Consider the following 18,569-nt stretch of genomic DNA (forward strand, 5'->3'; position numbering starts at 1 on the left):
TAACGGTGGCCCGCCGGGGAAGCTGGTAACCGTATCCCTGGAAGGCCCTCAGCCACGCGCGGCGGTTGGCGTCTTCCCGTGCCTGCCGTACAAAAACCGCTTAAAACAGCTCACGCGCGGCACAGCGCGAGGACGGCATCCCCGTAGCGGTCGAGTTTGACGCGGCCGATGCCCGTAATAGACAGAAGGTCCTGCTCGGTGACCGGCGCGCGTTCGGCGATGGCCTGCAGTGTCACGTCGGTGAACACCACGTACGGCGGCAGCTTGGCCTCCTTGGCGGTGGCGGCGCGCCACGCCTTCAGCCGCTCCAGCAGCGCCTCGTCATAATCGGCCGGACAGGTGGCGCACCTCCCCAGCTTCTGTTCCGTGGCCGCCACCAGCGTCTTGGCGCACACCCGGCAGCTGACCGTGACGGCAACCGACCGACGCTCACGTGAAACCGAACCGGAACCGAGGCCGGAACCGAGGCCGGAGCCAACGCCGACGCTGGCGGCGCGCGCGGGGCGGCCGGTGAGGCCGTCGAGGAAGCGGGACGGGCGGCGCCCCTTGCGTCCGCCAGGCGCGCGTGCCAGGGCCCAGGAGATCGACAGGTGCTCGCGCGCGCGTGTCACCCCCACATAGAGCAGGCGCCGCTCCTCCTCGATCTGCTCCGGCGTCTCCGCGTAGACGATGGGCAGCATCCCGTCCGTGACGCCGACCATGAAGACCGCGTCCCACTCCAGTCCCTTGGCGGCGTGCAGGGAGGCCAGGGTGACGCCCTCCACGGGCGGGGCGTGCTGTTCGGAGGCGCGCCGCTCCAGCTCCGCGACGTAGCCGGCGAGGTCGGCGCCCTCGGCGGCCATGTCCTCGGCGAGGTCGGCCAGCGCCTTGAGCGACTCCCACTTCTCGCGGGCCTTGCCGCCGCCCGGCGCCACGGGTGTCAGGCCGACGCCCGCCAGGATGTGGTGTACCTCCGTGGCCAGCGGCTCCTCGGAGGCGGATCTGGCGGCGCCGCGCATCAGTACGACGGCGTGCCGCACTTCCGGGCGTTCGAAGAAGCGCTCGGCGCCGCGCAGGACGTAGGGGATCTCGGCCTTGGACAGAGCCTCCTCGTACGCCGCCGACTGGGAGTTGACGCGGAACAGAACGGCGATCTCGCGGGACTGGACCCCCTGGTCGAGCAGCTTCCTGATCGCCCTGGCGACTCCGGCGGCCTCGGCGGGCTCGTCGTCGTAGTCGGCGAAGACCGGCCGGGGGCCGTCGGGCCGCTGGGCGACGAGTTCGAGGCGGTGCGGGGAGCGGCCCTTGGCGATGACCAGGTTGGCCAGGTTCACCACCTGGGGAGTGGAACGGTAGTCGCGGACCAGCTTGACGACGGCGGCCTTCGGGTGCTCGACGGCGAAGCCCGTGAGGTAGCGCGGCGAGGCGCCGGTGAAGGAGTAGATGGTCTGGTTGGGATCGCCGACCACGCACAGGTCGTCGCGACCGCCGAGCCAGGTGTCGAGCAGGAGCTTCTGCAGCGGGTTGACGTCCTGGTACTCGTCGACGACGAAGTAGCGGTATTGCTGGCGGATCTGCGTGGCGACCTCTTGGTGCTCGTTCATCACCGCGGCGGTCAGCTCCAGGATCGTCTCGAAGTCGACCAGGTGCCGCTCGCGCCTGATCCGCTCGTACGCCTCATAGAGCCGGGCCACCTCTTCGGCGGGCACCGGGGGCGTTCTGGAGGACTTGGCGGCGGCCGCGGCGTAGTCTTCGGGGCCGACCTGGGTGACCTTGGCCCACTCGACCTCCGCCGCGATGTCCCGCAGCTCGGACCGATCCGGATTTTTCCGGATCTGGCGGCAGGCTTCGATCAGGAGCGGCAGCTTGGATTCGATCACCGAGGGCGCTTCGCCGCCGATGACCCGTGGCCAGAAGTAGGTGAGCTGCCGCAACGCCGCGGCATGGAACGTCCGCGCCTGCACCCCCGGCGCCCCCAGCGCCCGCAGCCGCTGCCGAAGCTCCCCCGCCGCTCGTGTGGTGAACGTCACTGCCAGCACACTGGGCGCGTCGACGACCCCGCTGCGTACGGCATGGGCGATTCTGTGGGTGATCGCCCTGGTCTTGCCCGTGCCCGCACCTGCCAGAACGCACACGGGACCACGCACGGCCTCGGCCACCTCGCGCTGCTCCGGATCGAGGCCGGACAGGACATCGTCCACATTGGTCACCTGTCAATCCTCCCAGCCAGTGGCGGTGAAGGGCTCCATTCTGGCAACATGCCGCCCGTCGTCCGAATCGTGCCAAGATGCAAAGAACTGGTCTCTTCCCCCACAATGGGGCCCGACCAACTGCATGGGGGAAAGGGCAGGCCGTGCGAACTGCGGTGCTCGTGAGCGTTCTCGCGCTCGCTGCCGTCACGTTGACACCGATGTCGGCGCAGGCGACGAAGGACCCGACACCGAGCCCCGTGTCGACCACGTCCCCCGACCCGTACGGGCTCAGTGGTTTATCCACCGAGACCGTCTCGTACGGCTCGCGGCGCCGCCAGGACCTGGATGTCTGGTGGACCTCGGACGGTACCAAGCGACCCGGCGTCTTCCTGATCCACGGTGGCTGGTGGTCCAGCGGCGACAAGAAACAGATGACCGAGATCGCCCGTAGTTACGCTGATCTCGGCTACACGGTCTTCAACATCAACTACCGGCTCTCCGGCGAGGCGGCGTGGCCCGCGCAGCGGATCGACGCGCTTGCCTCGATCGCCCTGGCGCGCAAGCACGCCGAGCGCTGGTCGTTCGACCCGAACAACTACGTCGTGGTGGGCTTCTCGGCGGGCGGGCACATCGCCGCGGCGGTCGGCACGTACGGCGACGGGCAGCGGGGGCTCAAGGGCGTGGTCGGGCTCTCGCCGATCATCTCGCCGCTGCGCGCGTACGCCGATGGCGCGACCTCCACGGACCCGTACAAGCGCAAGCTGCGCGCCTCGGCGATCAAACTGGCCGGCGGCTGCCTGCCCAGGGGCAAGTGCTCGCGCGTCTGGGCCAGCATGGAGGTGGCCTGGCACGCCAGCCACAACGACGCGCCGGTGCTGACCGTGCACTCCACGGACGAGTTCGTGCCGCCGGCGCAGAGCCAGCTGCTCAAGGAGATGCTGGGCCAGGTCGGGGTGCCCGTGACGATCTTCACCGCGCCCGGCGTCGCGCACAGCGCGCCCCTCTACCGCGAGATGGGCGTGGCCGAGCGGGTGCAGGAGTGGATCGCCGATCGCATCGGCTAGGGATTACCTGAGGGGTCCAGGTTGTTGCACCGACCGCCTGCATTACGCCTCGAAGGGATGTCCACATGGCGCTCACGGTCTACAGCACCACCTGGTGCGGTCCCTGCAAGCGACTCAAGTCGCAGCTCACCCGTGAGGGGATCAGCTTCGACGAGATCGACATCGAGCGGAACCCCGATGCCGCCGAGTTCGTGATGAGCGTCAACAACGGCAACCAAGTGGTGCCCACCGTGGTGATCGAAACGCCCGCGGGGCGGGTGGTCCGCACCAACCCGTCGGCCCGCGAGGTGAAGGCGCTTCTCGAGGCGGCCTGAGGTCTTCGTCTGATGGGCTCGGGCCCCAGAGGAGAAGCTGGAGCCCGAGAAGAGTGGCCTGGCATGGCCACGAGGGCCTGGGCGGTTGGTGCGCCCAGGCCTCCTGGTTCAGGTGACTGTCGAGCTTGTGCTCCAGGCGCTTGATGTCGATCTTGAGCTGAAGCACCGCGCTAAGTGACCTACCAGTCCCCTGAAAGCGGTCCCCCGTACCAGGTCTCGATGAGGCGGCGGGCGATCGAGACCGGTGGCGGCAGGCGGACCTCGCCCGACCGCAGGGCCTCCACCAGCTCCTCGCGGGAGAACCAGCGGGCCTCGGCGATCTCCTCGGTGTCGGGGGTGAGGGTCGTGGTGGTGGCGTGGGCGAAGAAGCCGAGCATCAGGCTGCGCGGGAACGGCCACGGCTGGCTGCCGAGATAGCGGGGGTCGACGACGGTGACGCCCACCTCCTCGGCCACCTCGCGGATCACCGCGTGCTCCAGCGACTCCCCCGGCTCCACGAACCCGGCCAGGATCGACAGCCGACCCTCCGGCCACTGCGGGCCGCGGGCCAGCAGGCAGCGGTCGTCCTCGTCGCGGATCAGCATGATCACCGCCGGGTCCACGCGCGGGAAGTGCTGGCTGGAGTCACGCGGGCAGACCCGGATGTGACCGCCCGCCTGCACGTCGGTACGGCTGCCGCAGCGCGGGCAGAACTCGTGCGTCGAGTGCCAGGCCTCCAGCGCCACCGCGTAGACCAGCATCCCCGCGTCGCGGTCGCCCAGCAGGCCGCCAACCTGGCGCAGGCCCGCGACGACCGGCTCGCCCTCGGCCGTGTCGCGCAGGCTCATCGGCATCGTGACGCGGCCGTTGACGTCGCCGGCCCGCGAGCCGGGCAGCGGCGCGGCGACCGCGAAGTAGGCGGTCTCGTCCTCGACTCCCAGCAGGTAGCGCTCGCCCTGCGGCGCCTCCGACGTGGAGTAGAGGACCGCGTGCACCTCGTCACCGGCCCGCTTGACCAGCGTCCGGCCGTCGTCGATCACCAGCACCTTGGTCGCCGGATCCGTCCAGGCGCGCTGCAGCCAACCGGCGTTCGCGCGCAGCGCGGACGACCTGTCGATGGTGCCGCGCGCGAGGAGCAGCGGTCCGATGAGTTGCTCTTCCGCCCTCGTATGCACGGGCCCCACCCTTCCCAAATCCCATGTCATCCTATGACCGCCACCGAATGTGGGGTCTTGTATCCGGGATGATCTCTCAGCGGCTAGGATCAGCGAGTTAGGTTAGGCTTACCTGATTCTCCGGGGGTATCTCGCGTTGCGGCTCTACTTGACCGCGCTCAAACCCACCGATTCGGTGACCGATGGGTTCCTGCCCGCCGCCGAGGCTCTGGGCTGTCGTGTGACTATTCTCACCGACCAGCCGGAGCGGCATCCCGGTGCCGTGGCGTGCGACGTACGGGACCCGCGGGCGGTGATCGACGCGATCGAGCAGCTCGGCCGGCCGGACGCGATCTTCTCCAACTCCGACCATCTGCAGGCGGAGACCGCGCTGGCGGCGGCCTATTTCGGGCTGCCCGGCAAGGACTGGCGGGCCTGCCTGGCGGCCAAGAACAAGTTCCTGATGCGCCGCCGGCTCGCCGAGGCGGGGATCGAGCGGGTCTCCTCCGTACGGCTGGCGCCCGGCGATCCCGTGCCCGACGACCTGCCGTACCCGCTGGTCGTCAAGCCGCGCGAGGGGGTCGCGAGCGAGGACGTGCTGCTGGTCGAGCGGGACCTGGCCGCAGCGGTGGCGACGGTCAGGAAGCGGCGTCCCGGCGAGGCGCTGGTCGTGGAGGAGTACCTGGAGGGGCCGCTGCGCACCCTGGAGACCCTCGGGGATGCCGAGGGGGTACGGGTGCTCGGCGGATTCGGTACGACGCTCGGGCCGTTGCCGCACTTCATCGAGGAGCGGCTGGACTGGACGCCGCCCGATGGCGCACGTGAGCACGTTCTGGGCGCCTTGGCGGCGCTCGGGGTGGGGTTCGGCGCCTGTCACACCGAATACATCGTCACCCCGGCCGGGCCGCGCATCGTCGAGGTGAACTATCGGGTGATCGGCGACCACTGCGACTTCCTGCTGGCCGACGTGCTCGGGGTGCCGGTGTTCGAGTGGATCCTGCGGGTGCACCTGGGTGAGGCCGTGCCTGACGTACCGGATACGTCCAGGTACGGCAGCGCGGTCAGCCTGGTCGCGGACCGGTCGGGGACGATCACGGCGGCTCCGGGGGCGGAGGAGCTGGTCTCCCGAGGCGTGCGGCTGTGGCATCGGCCGCTTCGGGCGGTGGGTGACGTCGTCGAACAGACCCATACGAACCGCGACTATCTCGGCGTCATCCGGGCCGTCGGTCCGGACCGGGCGCGGGTGGACGCGGCCATCCAGGACTTCCGGGCGGCCAAGCCGTGGATCGTGGGATGAGCTCGCGGGAGGCCGTGGATCGTGGGATGAGCTCGCGCGAGGCGTATGTGGCCAGGCGGGTGCTGGACGCGCTGCTGCGCGAGGACTACGGCGGGCTGTCGGCGCGGGTGGCCAGGAGTCGTGACGGCGTGGAGGTGGAGCTGGCCGGGGGGCGCCGGGTACGGCTGGTGCCCGGGGTGCTGTTCCAGGACTTCGTGGTCGGTCCCGACGAGCGGCTGGGGCTGGCGGAGGTGCTCGGCACGCTGGCCGAGGTGGCCGATCCCGCCGACGCGCCGGGGGTGGCGGCGTTCGCCGAGGAGTGCGCGCAGGCGCTGGCGGCGCTGGAGCTGCACGACGTACACAGAGCCGAGGTGCTCGCCCGGCGGCCGTCCTACGAGTCGCTGGCGGCCTTCGTCGATCATCCGGTTTATCCGACCTCCCGGGCGCGGCTGGGCGTGCCCGCCGCCGCGTTGCCCGCGTACGCGCCCGAGTTCGCGCCGTCGTTCGAGCTGCGCTGGGCGGCCGTGCCGCGCCGCCTGCTGACACCGGGCTCCACCACCGTGCCGACGCCGTTTCCGGCCCGTCCGTACGCGACCCACGAGGCGCGGCCGCATGCGAGCCACGAGGTGCGGGCCGACGAGGTGCTGTTTCCCGTTCATCCGCTCACCGTCGACGAGGTACGGAAGATCGACGGGGTGCGGCTGTTCGGTGAGCCGTGGCTGACCGTGCGGCCCACGCTGTCGATGCGGACCGTGGAGCTCGACGAGCGCACCCACCTCAAGCTGCCCCTGCCCACCAGCACCCTGGGGGCGCGGAACCGGCGCTCGATCAAGCCCGGCACCCTGTCCGACGGCGCCAGGGCCGAGCTGCTGCTGCGGCGCCTGGCCGGCCCTGACGTGCTGGTCGCCGACGAGCAGACCTACGCGCACGCCGGGCACGAGTACCTCGCCTGGATGGTTCGGAGGCTGCCCGAGGGGCGGGTGGTGCCGGTCGCCGCGCTCAACGCCCCCGGTGTGCTCCAGGAGGTGGGCGACGTGCTGCCCGGCTATCTGCGCCTCCTGCTGCGGTGGAACGTCCGGCTGTTCGTACGCTATGGCGTCGCGCTGGAGGCCCATCAGCAGAACCTGTCGCTGGTCTTCCAGGACGGGCGGATGAAGCTGCTCGTCAAGGACAACGACGGGCTGCTGGCGTCCCCTTCCAGGCTCGCCGCGGCGGGTGTCGAGGTGCCCGCGTTCGCCGACGAGCGGATGCTCACGGACAACCCGCACGCTCTGGCCGACGTGTTCGTGACCATCACGCTGCATCTGGCGGCGGCGGCCATCGTGTTCGGGGCCCTGCCGCCCGACCGGGCCGCCGCCCTGCTGCGCGACACGCTGGCCGAGGCGCTCGAGGAGTACGGCGACGACCCGATGGCCCGGCTGCTGCGGGCCAGGACGCTCGACGCGGCCAGGCTCACCGGCAAGTCGATGATCACCGCGGGGACTCTCGTGGCCAAGGAACGCTCCGGGGCGCGGGACATCAACAAGTTCTACGGCACCAGCGGGCCCAACTATCTGAGGAGAGCTTGAATGCACGGTCTGGTCCTCGACTCGCCGGCCAACCAGGTCTCGGCGGCTCCGCCGGCCTCACCGACCTCACCGGCCTCGCTCGCGGAGGAGGCGACGCTGGGCGCCTTGCTGCGGTGCTGCGTGCGGGAGGTGGCCGGGCCGCGCGGCCTGGTCTGGGCCGCGCCGCCGTACCTGCTGCTGCGGGTCGGGGGCACGCTGCTGCGGGTCCGTACGCACGGCGGGGCCGCGCTGCGGTTCGACGGCCGGCCTGAGCGCCTGGACCGCGGCGCCTGGCGGCCTCTCACGACCGACGAGCTGGTACGGCTGACAGAGGCCGACCTGACCGGACAGACGGCGCCGGACTTCGACGGCCCGGACTTCGATGGCCCGGACTTCGATGGCCCGGACTTCGATGGCCCGGCATCCAATGAACCAGCAACCGACGGGCCAGCGTCCAATCAGCCGACAGTCAACGGGTCGACAGTCAACGGGTCAGCAGTCAACGGGTCGGCCGCCAACGGCGAGTTCGCCGGGCAGGTGGCCGCGAGCCGCGACGCGGTCGCCGCGATCCTGGCGGCCAGGGCCGAGGCCGTCGCGCCCGCCGATCCTTGGCTGGCCTCCGAGCAGGCGCTGGTCTACGGGCACCGGTTCCACCCGAGCCCCAAGTCGCGAGGTGGCGCCGACTGGCTGCGGTACGCGCCCGAGGCGCACGCCGAGTTCCCCGTACGGCTGCTCGGTGTCCGCGCGGACGTGCTCGCGGAGGAAGGCGACGCTTCGGCCCTCGACCTGCTGGGCGAGGCGCCGTCCGGCTACCGGCTGCTGCCCGCCCACCCGTGGCAGCTGGACCTGCTGCGCCCGGCGTACGGCGCCGAGCTGATCGACCTGGGCCCCGGCCCGGTGGCCGTGCCGACCTCGTCGGTGCGGACCGTCTACGCGCCCGCGGCGGAGTCGTGCCTGAAGTTCAGCCTCGACGTCCGCATCACCAACTGCGTACGCAAGAACGCCTGGTACGAGCTGGCCGGAGCGGTGGAGCTGACCTCCCGCCTGACGCCGGTGTTCGAGGCGGTCTCGGCCACGCATCCGGGCACCCGCTGGCTGCCCGAGCCGGGCTACCGCTCCGCCGCGCTCGGCACCCGCCTGCTCGAAGGGCTCGGCGTGATCGTCCGGGCCAGCCCGTGGTCCGTGTGCTCCCCCGGGGTCACTCCGGTCCTGTCCGGGGCACTCGCGATCGAGGCACCGGCCGGCGATCCGCTGGCGTGGTGGACGGCCTATGTCTCGGTGGTGGCACCGCCGGTGCTGGAGCTGTACTTCGCGCATGGGGTGATCCTCGAACCGCATCTGCAGAACGTCCTCGTCGGCCTGGACCCCTCTGGGCTGCCCGTCGAGGCGGTCTTCCGCGACCTGGAGGGCACCAAGCTGGTCGCCGGCCGTCACTCGCTCGACGGCGTACCCGCGAAGGTGGCCGAGGCCCTGAGCTATGACGCCGAGCGCGGCTGGGCCCGCGTCGTCTACTGCCTGCTGGTCAACCATCTCACCGAGATCGCCGCCACGCTGGCGGGCGACGACGACGAGCTGCTGCGCGAGTTGTGGCGGATCGCCCGGGACGTGCTCGCCCACCACGCCGGGGCGCTCGGCTGGCCGCTCCCGCTATCCGATCTGCTGGCCGGCGCGCCGCTCCCGGCCAAGGCGAACCTGACGGTGCGCTGGTCCAGGGCCGCCGACCGGACCGCCGGATACGTCCCGATCGCGAACCCGCTCGCGTGATCACGACGAGAGTCCGCGAAGCCGCCCTGCGCCTCGGTGACGCGCCCGCCTACCTCTACGATCTGCCCGCGCTGCACGACCACGCCTCGGTGGTACGGCAGGCGCTGCCCGGCGTCGAGCTGTACTACGCCGTCAAGGCCAATCCCGACACCGAGCTGCTCAAGACGCTGGCCGAGCACGTGGACGGCTTCGAGGTGTCGTCCGGCGGCGAACACGCCCACGTGTCGGCCCTCTTCCCCGGCGAACCCGGCTTCGCCGGCAAGCCGCTGGCCCTCGGCGGCCCCGGCAAGACCGACGCCGAGCTGCGCCTGCCCTGCCACCGCCTGCACGTCGAGTCGCCCAACGAGCTGCGCCGCCTGCTCGCCACCGGCCGCGAGGCCGACGTCCTGCTCCGGCTCAACCCGGACCTGCCGGTCGAGGGCGCGGCGCTGACGATGAGCGGGCCGTTCGGCATGGATGAGGCGGGCGTACGCGAGTGCCTGCCGCTCTTCACCGATCGCGTACGACTGCGCGGGCTGCACAGCCACCTGGCCAGCGGCCTGGACGCGCCGCGGCTCCTGCGGCTGGCCGAGACGCTGCTGGACACCGAGTACGACGAGGTCAACCTGGGCGGCGGCATGGCCGTCTCCTACGCCGAGCCGGAGTCCCGGTTCGACTGGGCGGCCTACGGTGCCGGGCTGGCGGCGCTGCGGCGGGCCGGGCAGCGGGTGCGGATCGAGCCGGGGCGGGCGCTGACCGCGTACTGCGGCTACTACGTCACCAAGGTCGTGGATGTGAAGCGGGTACGCGGCGAGGCGTACGCGATCGTGCTGGGCGGCACGCACCACCTGCGCACGCCGGTCACCAAAGGCCACGACCAGCCCTTCACCGTGCTGCCTACCGGCTCCGGTCCTGCTCTGGCGGATGAGCCGGTGACGGTGGTCGGCCAGCTGTGCACCCCGAAAGACGTTTTCGCCCGAAAAATTGGGACTTCGCTGCGGGTGGGGGACACGGTGGTGTTCGAGATGGCCGGGGCCTATGCCTGGAACATCTCCCACCACGACTTCCTGATGCACCCCAAGCCGGGCTTCCACTACCTGCGGGACTAGGCCCGTCACACGACGGCCTCGATCCCTGTGACGGTCCGTGGTGGCGGGAGTCCTTCTGGAGATACCCCCTTCGGGGGAGGCAGAAGGAGACGGCCTGTGGTGACTGAGGCCCCATGGGCGGGACACCCTCCGAGGGAGCGGAAGATGCCGGGCCCTAGGAGACGGGAACCGCCTCTATGAGTGCGACCAGGCCGTCGGCGTCGAGCAGGTTCACCGGGCGGACAGTCTGGTTCATCCGGACATAGTGAGAAGCCGCCCCCACCCGCTCCAGCGGCACCGCCGCCAGGTGCGACCAGGCCAGCCGGTAGGCGGCCAGCTGCACCGAGGCGGCGCGGGCGGCCTTGCCGCGCGGTGGCGCGCCGGTCTTCCAGTCGACGACCTCGTAGCGGCCGTCGGGCAGCTCGAAGACCGCGTCCATCCGGCCGCGCACCAGCCGGTCGGCGATCATGGTCTCGAACGGCACCTCCAGGTCCAGCGGCCGGCGCCCGGCCCATTCGCTCTCCTCGAAGCGTGCCTGCAGCTCCGCCAGCCGTATGTCGGCCTCTTCCGGCTCGTCCACCAGGTCCAGGTCGAAGTCGTCGAGCAGGCGCTGCTGGTCCCAGCGCGTCTCCAGCCACTTGTGGAACGACGTGCCGCGACGGGCCAGCGGCGCGGGCTTGACCGGGACCGGACGGCGGATTCTGCGAGCCAGCTCGCGGGCGTCCTCCGCCAGCGTGACCAGCGACGACACGGTCAGCTTCGAAGGCAGCTCGACGGTGGTGGAGCCGCGCCGCCGGTGCATCTCACGCTCGCGCAGCAGCAGATCGGTGTCGCGCTCCCAGGCGCGGACGCGTTCCTCCTCGAAGGCGCGCAGCGGCTCGTCCTCGGCGGGGGCGAGCGTGCCCGTCAGCGCGTCCTCGACCAGCCGCGCGCCGTCCAACACTGACTCGTAGCGCAGGCCCTCCGGCGTGACCGGCCACACGGCCTCGGCGGGCTCGGCCAGCAGCGGGTTGGTCGCGCCGGCCGCGAGCTCCGGCGCCCAGAACGCGACCCGGTCGCTGGTGTCGCGGATCTCCAGCAGGAAGTCCGACGGCTCCAGCGGCTTGGAGGCGCTCCCCCAGCGGTAACCGGAGGCGATCAGGTGGTAGTGGGCCCGGGTGACGGCCACGTACGCCAGCCGCCGCTCCTCCATCAGGTCGCGATCACGGCAGCCCTCGTCGAACGCGGCCAGCTCCTCCTTGGTGAGCCCGGTCAGACGCGGCAGGTCGGCGACGTCGCCGCGGAGCGGGTAAGGGAGTTTGCGTGGGTTGTCGGTCCAGCGGCTGTTCATGACCGGCGTCGCGGGGAACATGCTGCCGGTCGCGATCGTGCCCTTCGAGCTGACCAGCTGCGACAGTCCGGGCACGACCACGATCGGCCACTCCAGGCCCTTGGAGGCGTGCACGGTCATCAGCTTCACGCTGTTGCTCTCGCCGACCCGCCCGGCCTCCAGCCCGAACTCCTCGCTCTCGGCCGCCTGCAGATAGGCCAGGAACGCGCCAAGCGTCGGATCCTCCGCGTCCCCGGCGAACCTGGCGGCCGCGTCCTGGAAGGCGTCGAGGTCGGCCCTGGCGGCGAAGGCGCTGACCGTGCCGCCCCGGGCCGCCACCTCGATGTCGAGGCCCAGCCGCCGCTCCACCTCCGTGATCAGGTCGGGGAGCGGCTGGGCGGTGTGCGCCCTGAGCTGCCGCAGCTCCTGGGCCAGCGCGACGAGCCTGGTCCTGGCCAGCGGCGAGAACGCCTCCAGCCACGCCTCCCTGTCGGGCAGCTCGTCGAGCGCGTCGATCAGGCTGCCGCGCTCCTCCGCCAGGTCGGCGACCACCTGGTCCAGCGGGTCCTGCTCATGGCGCGTCTCACGGGCCTCGCGGGTCAGCTCCCTGGCGTACTCGCCCAGCACCCGCATGTCGGCGGGCCCGACCCGCCAGCGCGGTCCGGCCAGCAGCCGGGCCAGGGCGTCACCGGCGGTCGGGTCGTACAGGACTCTGAGCGTGGCGACGATGTCGTTGACCTCGGGCACGGTCAGCAGCCCGCCGAGACCGACCACTTCGACCGGGATGTCGCGCTCTTCGAGCGCTCTGCGCAGTGCGGGGAACTGCGACCGCTTACGGGCGAGGATCGCCACATCCTGGGGTTGTACGGCGAGTGTCTTCTTGCGTTCCTTCTCGCCCCAGGGCAGGCCGTCGGGCGCGAACTCCTGACCGAGGATCTTGTGGATGCCGTCGGCGATCCACTTCGCCTCGTCCTCCGCGGTCTCGTGGAAGGCGCAGGTGACGCGCCCCCGGTCGACGCGGTTGGCGCCGGGGACCAGGACCGGCACCTCACGGGCCTCCATGCGCAGCGGCAGCTGGACGCGGGCGGCGACGTCGAGGACCCGGTCGCCGTTGCGGAAGCTGACGCTGAGCTGGCGTACCGGGGCCAGGTCGCCGGTGCTCGTCCTGAAGTCCTGGGCGAAGCGTCGCAGGTTGCCCGCCGAGGCGCCGCGCCAGCCGTAGATGGACTGGCAGGGATCGCCCACCGCGGTGACCGGGTGGCCGTTGCCGTACAGGGATCGGAGCAGGACGAGCTGGGCGTGGCTGGTGTCCTGGTATTCGTCGAGCAGCACCACGGAGAAGCGGGACCGCTCGATCTCGCCCACTTCCCGGTGACCGGCGGCGATCCTGGCGGCCAGCGACATCTGGTCGCCGTAGTCGATGACCTCCCGGCCGCGCTTGAGCCGCTCGTACGCCTCGACCAGGGGCAGGAGCTGTCTCCGCGCGGCCTGGACATTGATCGGCTTGCGCTGGGCCACGGTCGTCCGGCCGGTCAGCGCGGCATACCTCTCATCGAGCCAGTCGCCGATCCGCCGCACGTCGGAGGCGGTGCGCAGGTGCTCGGACAGCTCGCCGGCCAGCTCCAGGACGGCGGCCGTGACCGACGGCGGGCCGAGCTCGATCTTGTCCATCGGCCCGTCGTACATCGCCACCACCCTGGACGCCAGCTGCCACGAGACGGCGGGCGTGACCAGGCGCATGGTGGGTTCGAGGGCCTCACGCAGGGCGTGGTCGGTGACCAGGCGGGCGGCGTAGGCGTGGTAGGTGGAGACGGTCGGCTCGTTGTCGAGCAGCCCCGGCTCGACCAGGCCGGCCTCGGCCAGGCCGTTGAGCCGTTCCCGGACGCGGGTGGCCAGCTCGGCGGCGGCCTTGCGGGTGAAGGTCAGGCCGAGCACGTTCTCGGGCTTGACCAGGCCGTTGGCCACCAGCCAGACCACGCGCCCGGCCATGGTCTCGCTCTTGCCCGAGCCCGCTCCGGCCATGACGACCATCGGTTCGAGCGGGGCCTCGATGACGCGGGACTGTTCGGAGGTGGGGGGCAGGATGCCGAGCTTCTCGGCCAGCTCGACCGGATTCAGCACACCTGTCCCCCGTTGTCGTTGACGGGGCAGCTGGACCTGGCCGCGCAGGTGCGGCAGCCGTCGTTGACCTTGGCCTGGAAGAACGGGCCCGACATGCCGATCGCCACGGTGTCGACCAGGTCCTTGGCCCAGCCGGGGTTCTTGTCGTCGGCCAGCGCGCCCTGCGTCTGCTCCAGCGCGTCGTTCTTGCCCGCCGCCTTGCCGACCTGGACCAGCGCGGCGCCGCCCGGCTCGGTCATGCCGTGCCGGGCGAACGCGCCGAGGAGCGCGGCGAGCTGGTAGACGCCGAGCTGCGGATGGCGGTCGAGCTCGCCCGCCTTGGGCTTCGCGCTGCCGGTCTTGAGGTCGATGATCACCGCGCGGTTCTCCGCGTCGCGCTCTACGCGGTCCACACGGCCCTTGATCTGTACGCCGTCGGAGACCGTGGCGGTGAACGCCTCTTCGAGGGCGACGAGCTCGCGCGGGTTCTCCTGGTGCCAGCGCCAGAACTTGGTGATCATCTGCTCGGCCACCTGGCGCTGCTTGCGGTTGAACCAGACGCCGCCGAAGTCCAGCTCGTTCCAGATCTCGTCCAGGCGTTTGCCGAGCAGGTCCTCGCTGGGCAGGTCGGTGGCGGCGAGCACGGCCAGCGCGTGGATGACGGTGCCGAGGCCCTGGGCCGAGCTGGTGCCGGCGGCGCCGACGGCCGTCTCCAGCAGCCATCTCAGGCCGCACTTGGTGAAGCTCTCGACCGCCGAGGGGGAGATCCTGACGATGTCGTCGGGCCAGCTCAGGGGGCGGTCGTCGGTCATGGAGGTGAGGGCGTACCAGTCGTTGGGGTGTGCGCCCTGGACTCCGGCCGCGGCCAGGCGGGCGAGCTGAGTGGCGGCCTTGTGCCGGATTTTTCCCGATTTAGTGGGATCGGTTACTGCGCTGCGGAGGTCCGCCACGAGCGCGGACATGTTCAGCCACCGCGCCCGGTCGTCCACCGTGGCGGCCTCGACGGCGCCCGGCATGAGCTCGCTGAGGAACCTCGACGGCCGCTCGTCGGTGTCCTCCCCGCCGACGGCCGTGACGACCAGCCTGCGCCGGGCGCGAGTGACCGCCACGTAGAACAGCCGCCGCTCCTCGGCCAGCAGCTTGGAGGCCAGCGACGCCGCGCTGGGCTTGCCGCCCTCGACCAGATCGACGAGATCCTCCACGCCCAGCATCGTGCCGCGCAGCCGCAGATCGGGCCAGACGCCCTCCTGCACACCCGCGACCACCACCACGTCCCACTCCAGGCCCTTGGACCGGTGGGCGGTCAGCACCCGTACGGCGTCACCGTCGGGCGCCCGCTCGGCCAGCGTGTCACCCGGGATCTCCTGCGCGGCCAGATCGTCCAGGAACACCTCAGGACCTGCCTTGGGCATCCTGTCCACGAACCTGGCGGCGTGGTCGAACAGGGCGACCACGGCGTCGAGATCCCGGTCGGCCTGCGCCCCTCTGGCGCCGCCCGACAAGCTGAGCTCGGTCCACCGCTCGGCCAGGCCGCTCTCGTGCCAGACGGCCCACAGGACCTCCTCGGCGCCGGCGTGGTCGCGCACGGCCTGGCGGGCGGCGGCGAGCAGCTTGGCGACGCGTTCGGCGGGGAGGGCCACGTGGGGCTCGATCCGGGTCAGCTCCCGCGCGTCCTTGACGGCCGCGACCAGCAGCTCCCCGGAGGTACGCGCATGCGTGACCTCTTTCGCGGGCTCACTCGCGGAGTCTTTCGCGGGTTCGCGCGCGGAGTCTTTCGCGGGTTCGCGCGCGGAGTCCTTCGCGGGCTCGCTCGCGGAGTCGGCAGCCGTTGCCTCGTTCTCGGGCGCGGCGGCCATCACCTCGCTCTCGGACGTGGCGGCCAGTGCCTCGTTTTCGGCGATCTTCAGTGCCCGCCGCAGCCGCCGTACGCCGATCATGTCGGTGCCGCCGAGAGGCCCGGTCAGCAGTTCCTCGGCCACCCCCTCGTCGAGCTCGCCCGCGTCGAGGGCGATCCTGAGCATCGTCAGCAGCGGGCGTACCCCGGGCTCCTGCGCGATCGGCACCTCGTCACCGGCCACCATCGTCGGCACGCCCGCGCTGACCAGCGCGCGCCGCAACAACGGCACCTGACGGGCCGCCGACCGGACGAGCACCGCCATCCGATGCCACGGCACGCCGTCGATCAGGTGGGCCCGCCGCAGCGTGTCGGCGACGACGGCCGCCTCCTGGCTGGTGCTGTCGGCCAGCAGCACGCGTACGTCGCCGCCCTCCATCTCGGGCAGCGACAGCAACTCACGATGCCCGTGGGAACGTCCGGCGGGTACGACATCCGGCATCGGCGCCGCGGGCAGCCGGTCGGCCACCCGCCTGGACGCCGCCAGCAGCTCGGCCCCGCTCCGGCGGCACATCCGCAGCGCCACCACCGGCGCGTCCCGCCCGTCACGGGCCGGAAACCGCTGCGGGAACCCCAGGATCCCCCGCACATCGGCCCCTCGGAACCCGTAGATCGACTGGTCCGGATCGCCCACCGCGATCAGGTCACGCCCGTCACCGGCCAGCTGCCGCAGCAGGAACTCCTGCGCCGGGTCGGTGTCCTGGTATTCGTCCACGAAGACCACGTCGTGCGCCGCCCGCTCCCGCCGGCGCACCTCCGGGTCGGCGAGCACGCCCGCCGCCGCCCTGATCAACTCGGCGTAGTCGAGCGACGGCTCGGGATCGAGGTCGAACCGCACTTCGTACCGCTCAAGGAAGCGACCGGCCGCCACCCAGTCCGGCCTGCCGTACTGCCTGCCGAGCTCCTGCAGCCGTGGGCCGCCGAGCCCGCGCTCGCCCGCGCGCGACAGGAAGTCGCGCAACTCCTCCGCGAACCCGCGCGTCTTGAGCGGCTCGCGCAACGCGACCGGCCAATCGCGCGCGCCGTCCTCCAGCTCGCCGTGCAGCAGCCGCCGGATCTCCAGCAGCTGCTCGGGCCCGGTGAGCAGCCGCGGCGGCGCCGCACCGGCCAGCACCGCCTCCCGTCGCAGCAGCGCGTAGGCGTAGCTGTGGAAGGTGAGCGCCAGGGGCGTCCTGGTCGTGCGGCGCAACCGCCCGGTGACCCGTTCCCGCAGCTCACCGGCGGCCTTGCGGCTGTATGTCAGGATGAGGACGCGTTCGGGATCCACCCCGCGCCGCTCTATCCGGTCGACCACGCTCTCCACGATCGTCGTGGTCTTGCCGGTGCCGGGACCGGCGAGCACGAGCAGCGGCCCGCTCCGGTGCTGAACCACGGCACGCTGGTGCTCATCGAGCACAGGGGCCGCAACAGGTCCCCCGCTCCCACGCCGCACCAACCGCCAGGTCTGAGCACTCACAACACTAGATTCCACCAGACCACAGGGGTAGATCGTGCCGAGTTGACCTCTCTACCACGCGATCGGCCAACGCTACCGGCGTAAATGTCACCGCACCCACCGACACGCCGCACCGACCCGATGCCGACTTTCGCGACATATCTTGACTTGCCCTCAATGCGATATATCGTGACTTGTACCACAACGGCAGTGCCCGGCAGAGAGGAACGACAGGCCATGACCAGAACCGACAAGGGCTACAAGGGCATCGGCATGGAAGGCACGATCGCCCGCTGGTACGCGAAGAACACCGGCAAGGACCGGACGAGGTTCGCGGAGCAGGCCCAATCGGTGCTGGAGTACGCCCCGGCCGGCGGCGACATCCTGGAGGTGGCCCCCGGCCCCGGCTACCTCGCCATCAAACTTGCCCGAACCGGCAACTACCAGGTCACCGGCCTCGACGTCAGCACCTCCTTCGTCCAGATCGCCCGCCAGAAGGCCGCCGAGGCAGGCGTCCAGGTCGACTTCCGCCACGGAAACGCCGCGGCCATGCCGTTCGACGACGAGAGCTTCGACTTCATCGCCTGCTGCGCCGCCTTCAAGAACTTCTCCGACCCGGTCGGCGCCTTACGCGAGATGCACCGCGTCCTACGCCCCGGCGGCTCCGTCTACATCAACGATCTGCGCCGCGACGTCTCCAAGAAGGCGGTCGACGAGGAGGTCGCCCGCATGGGCGTCGGCCCGGTCAACGCCGCCATCATCCGCTACGTGCTCCGCTCGGTCCTTCCCAGGCGGGCGTACGACAAGAAGCAGTTCACGGCCATCGTCGCCCACACGAACTTCCGGACGTTCAACATCCAAGAGACACCGATGTCTCTCCTGGTAGAACTACGCAAGTAGGTCCCAGCCTCGGCCTGGACCCAAACCCCTCGGCCCCACAGCCAGAGACCTCCGTGCCATGACACCATAAGGCTGCGCGATCTGCACATATACCAGAGCCGGACTTCTTGGGATAACGATTACCCCTACGATCTCCGAACGATCTGCCAAGCGACGGCCGTCCGTGCGATTCGCACTATGAAGGATGGCGGAGAGTGATTCGGCGTGGGCGACCGCGTCCGCGAATGCCGGCTCGCGGCTGAAATGTCTCAGGAGCAGCTCGCTTCGGCCATGAATCTCGACCGCACAATGATCGCCAAAATCGAGACCGGCGTCCGTCGGATCGACGCGCTTGAGCTGGCCAAGCTTTCGGCCATCCTCAAGGTCCCGTTGAGCTACTTTCTCAGCCCTCCCCCAGTGGTCGTGTCCCGTCGCACGGAGTTGGCCGACAACACTGTCACCGACGCCACCAGACAGTCCTACCGGTTGGAGATCGCCCTATCTACTTAGCTGTCCGACGTCCAACAGCTCATAGGACTCGGAGAATTGACCGCTCCGCACATCGAGCGCTATCCCGGCGCCGGGGAGGACGCCCTAGGCGCGCGTTCCGCGGCCA

The 18,569-nt window shown here is 70.9% G+C and carries 12 protein-coding genes; 8 read left to right on the plus strand and 4 right to left on the minus strand.

The features are described 5' to 3' along the window. Positions 1-110 precede the first annotated feature (110 nt). Positions 111-2,180 carry an ATP-dependent DNA helicase UvrD2 gene (locus tag AB0B61_RS51730; protein ID WP_358448739.1) on the minus strand — a complete coding sequence of 690 codons (2,070 nt, stop codon included), beginning with the start codon at positions 2,178-2,180 and terminating at the stop codon, positions 111-113. Positions 2,181-2,332: 152 nt separating this feature from the next. On the opposite strand from AB0B61_RS51730, the gene AB0B61_RS51735 reads away from it, so the two are divergent. Both AB0B61_RS51735 and AB0B61_RS51740 read left to right on the plus strand, forming a co-directional pair. Next, positions 2,333-3,235, plus strand: coding sequence for an alpha/beta hydrolase (locus tag AB0B61_RS51735; protein ID WP_358448699.1), 903 nt, complete (start codon positions 2,333-2,335; stop codon positions 3,233-3,235). 65 nt (positions 3,236-3,300) lie between these two features. Further along, the gene (locus AB0B61_RS51740; protein WP_357944454.1) at positions 3,301-3,549 is read left to right on the plus strand and encodes a glutaredoxin domain-containing protein; all 249 of its coding nucleotides are present in this window, start codon (positions 3,301-3,303) and stop codon (positions 3,547-3,549) included. A 179-nt stretch (positions 3,550-3,728) separates the two neighbouring features. Here AB0B61_RS51740 and nudC read toward each other — a convergent pair whose 3' ends face one another. Then, a complete protein-coding gene (nudC, locus tag AB0B61_RS51745; protein WP_358448700.1) occupies positions 3,729-4,703 on the minus strand; it encodes an NAD(+) diphosphatase in 975 nt (324 codons plus the stop codon). A 136-nt stretch (positions 4,704-4,839) separates the two neighbouring features. Between nudC and AB0B61_RS51750 the strand changes: the two genes are divergently transcribed. From AB0B61_RS51750 to AB0B61_RS51765, 4 genes are read left to right on the plus strand one after another with little or no spacing between them, the layout of a single operon-like run. After that, complete coding sequence (locus AB0B61_RS51750) at positions 4,840-5,979, plus strand: siderophore biosynthesis protein (RefSeq protein WP_358448701.1); 1,140 nt, start codon at positions 4,840-4,842, stop codon at positions 5,977-5,979. Between the two features lie 26 nt (positions 5,980-6,005). Continuing rightward, positions 6,006-7,526, plus strand: coding sequence for an IucA/IucC family protein (locus tag AB0B61_RS51755; RefSeq protein ID WP_358448702.1), 1,521 nt, complete (start codon positions 6,006-6,008; stop codon positions 7,524-7,526). Then, positions 7,527-9,269 carry an IucA/IucC family protein gene (locus AB0B61_RS51760; RefSeq protein WP_358448703.1) on the plus strand — a complete coding sequence of 581 codons (1,743 nt, stop codon included), beginning with the start codon at positions 7,527-7,529 and terminating at the stop codon, positions 9,267-9,269. Next, positions 9,266-10,357, plus strand: coding sequence for a type III PLP-dependent enzyme (locus AB0B61_RS51765; RefSeq protein WP_358448704.1), 1,092 nt, complete (start codon positions 9,266-9,268; stop codon positions 10,355-10,357). Before AB0B61_RS51760 ends, AB0B61_RS51765 begins: the two co-directional genes overlap by 4 nt. A 154-nt stretch (positions 10,358-10,511) precedes the next feature. On the opposite strand, the gene AB0B61_RS51770 is transcribed toward AB0B61_RS51765, so the two are convergent. Both AB0B61_RS51770 and AB0B61_RS51775 read right to left on the minus strand, forming a co-directional pair. After that, positions 10,512-13,766 carry an ATP-dependent DNA helicase gene (locus tag AB0B61_RS51770; protein ID WP_358448705.1) on the minus strand — a complete coding sequence of 1,085 codons (3,255 nt, stop codon included), beginning with the start codon at positions 13,764-13,766 and terminating at the stop codon, positions 10,512-10,514. After that, entirely contained in the window at positions 13,760-17,095 is a 3,336-nt protein-coding gene (locus tag AB0B61_RS51775; RefSeq protein WP_358448706.1) for an ATP-dependent DNA helicase, read from the minus strand. Before AB0B61_RS51775 ends, AB0B61_RS51770 begins: the two co-directional genes overlap by 7 nt. Positions 17,096-17,311: 216 nt before the next feature. On the opposite strand from AB0B61_RS51775, the gene AB0B61_RS51780 reads away from it, so the two are divergent. Beyond that, positions 17,312-17,974, plus strand: coding sequence for a class I SAM-dependent methyltransferase (locus AB0B61_RS51780; protein WP_358448707.1), 663 nt, complete (start codon positions 17,312-17,314; stop codon positions 17,972-17,974). Positions 17,975-18,178: 204 nt separating this feature from the next. Next, positions 18,179-18,463 carry a helix-turn-helix transcriptional regulator gene (locus AB0B61_RS51785; RefSeq protein ID WP_358448708.1) on the plus strand — a complete coding sequence of 95 codons (285 nt, stop codon included), beginning with the start codon at positions 18,179-18,181 and terminating at the stop codon, positions 18,461-18,463. Positions 18,464-18,569: the final 106 nt, after the last annotated feature.

Origin of the sequence: Nonomuraea sp. NPDC049158, from assembly GCF_040648335.1 — a bacterium.
GTDB lineage: Bacteria > Actinomycetota > Actinomycetes > Streptosporangiales > Streptosporangiaceae > Nonomuraea.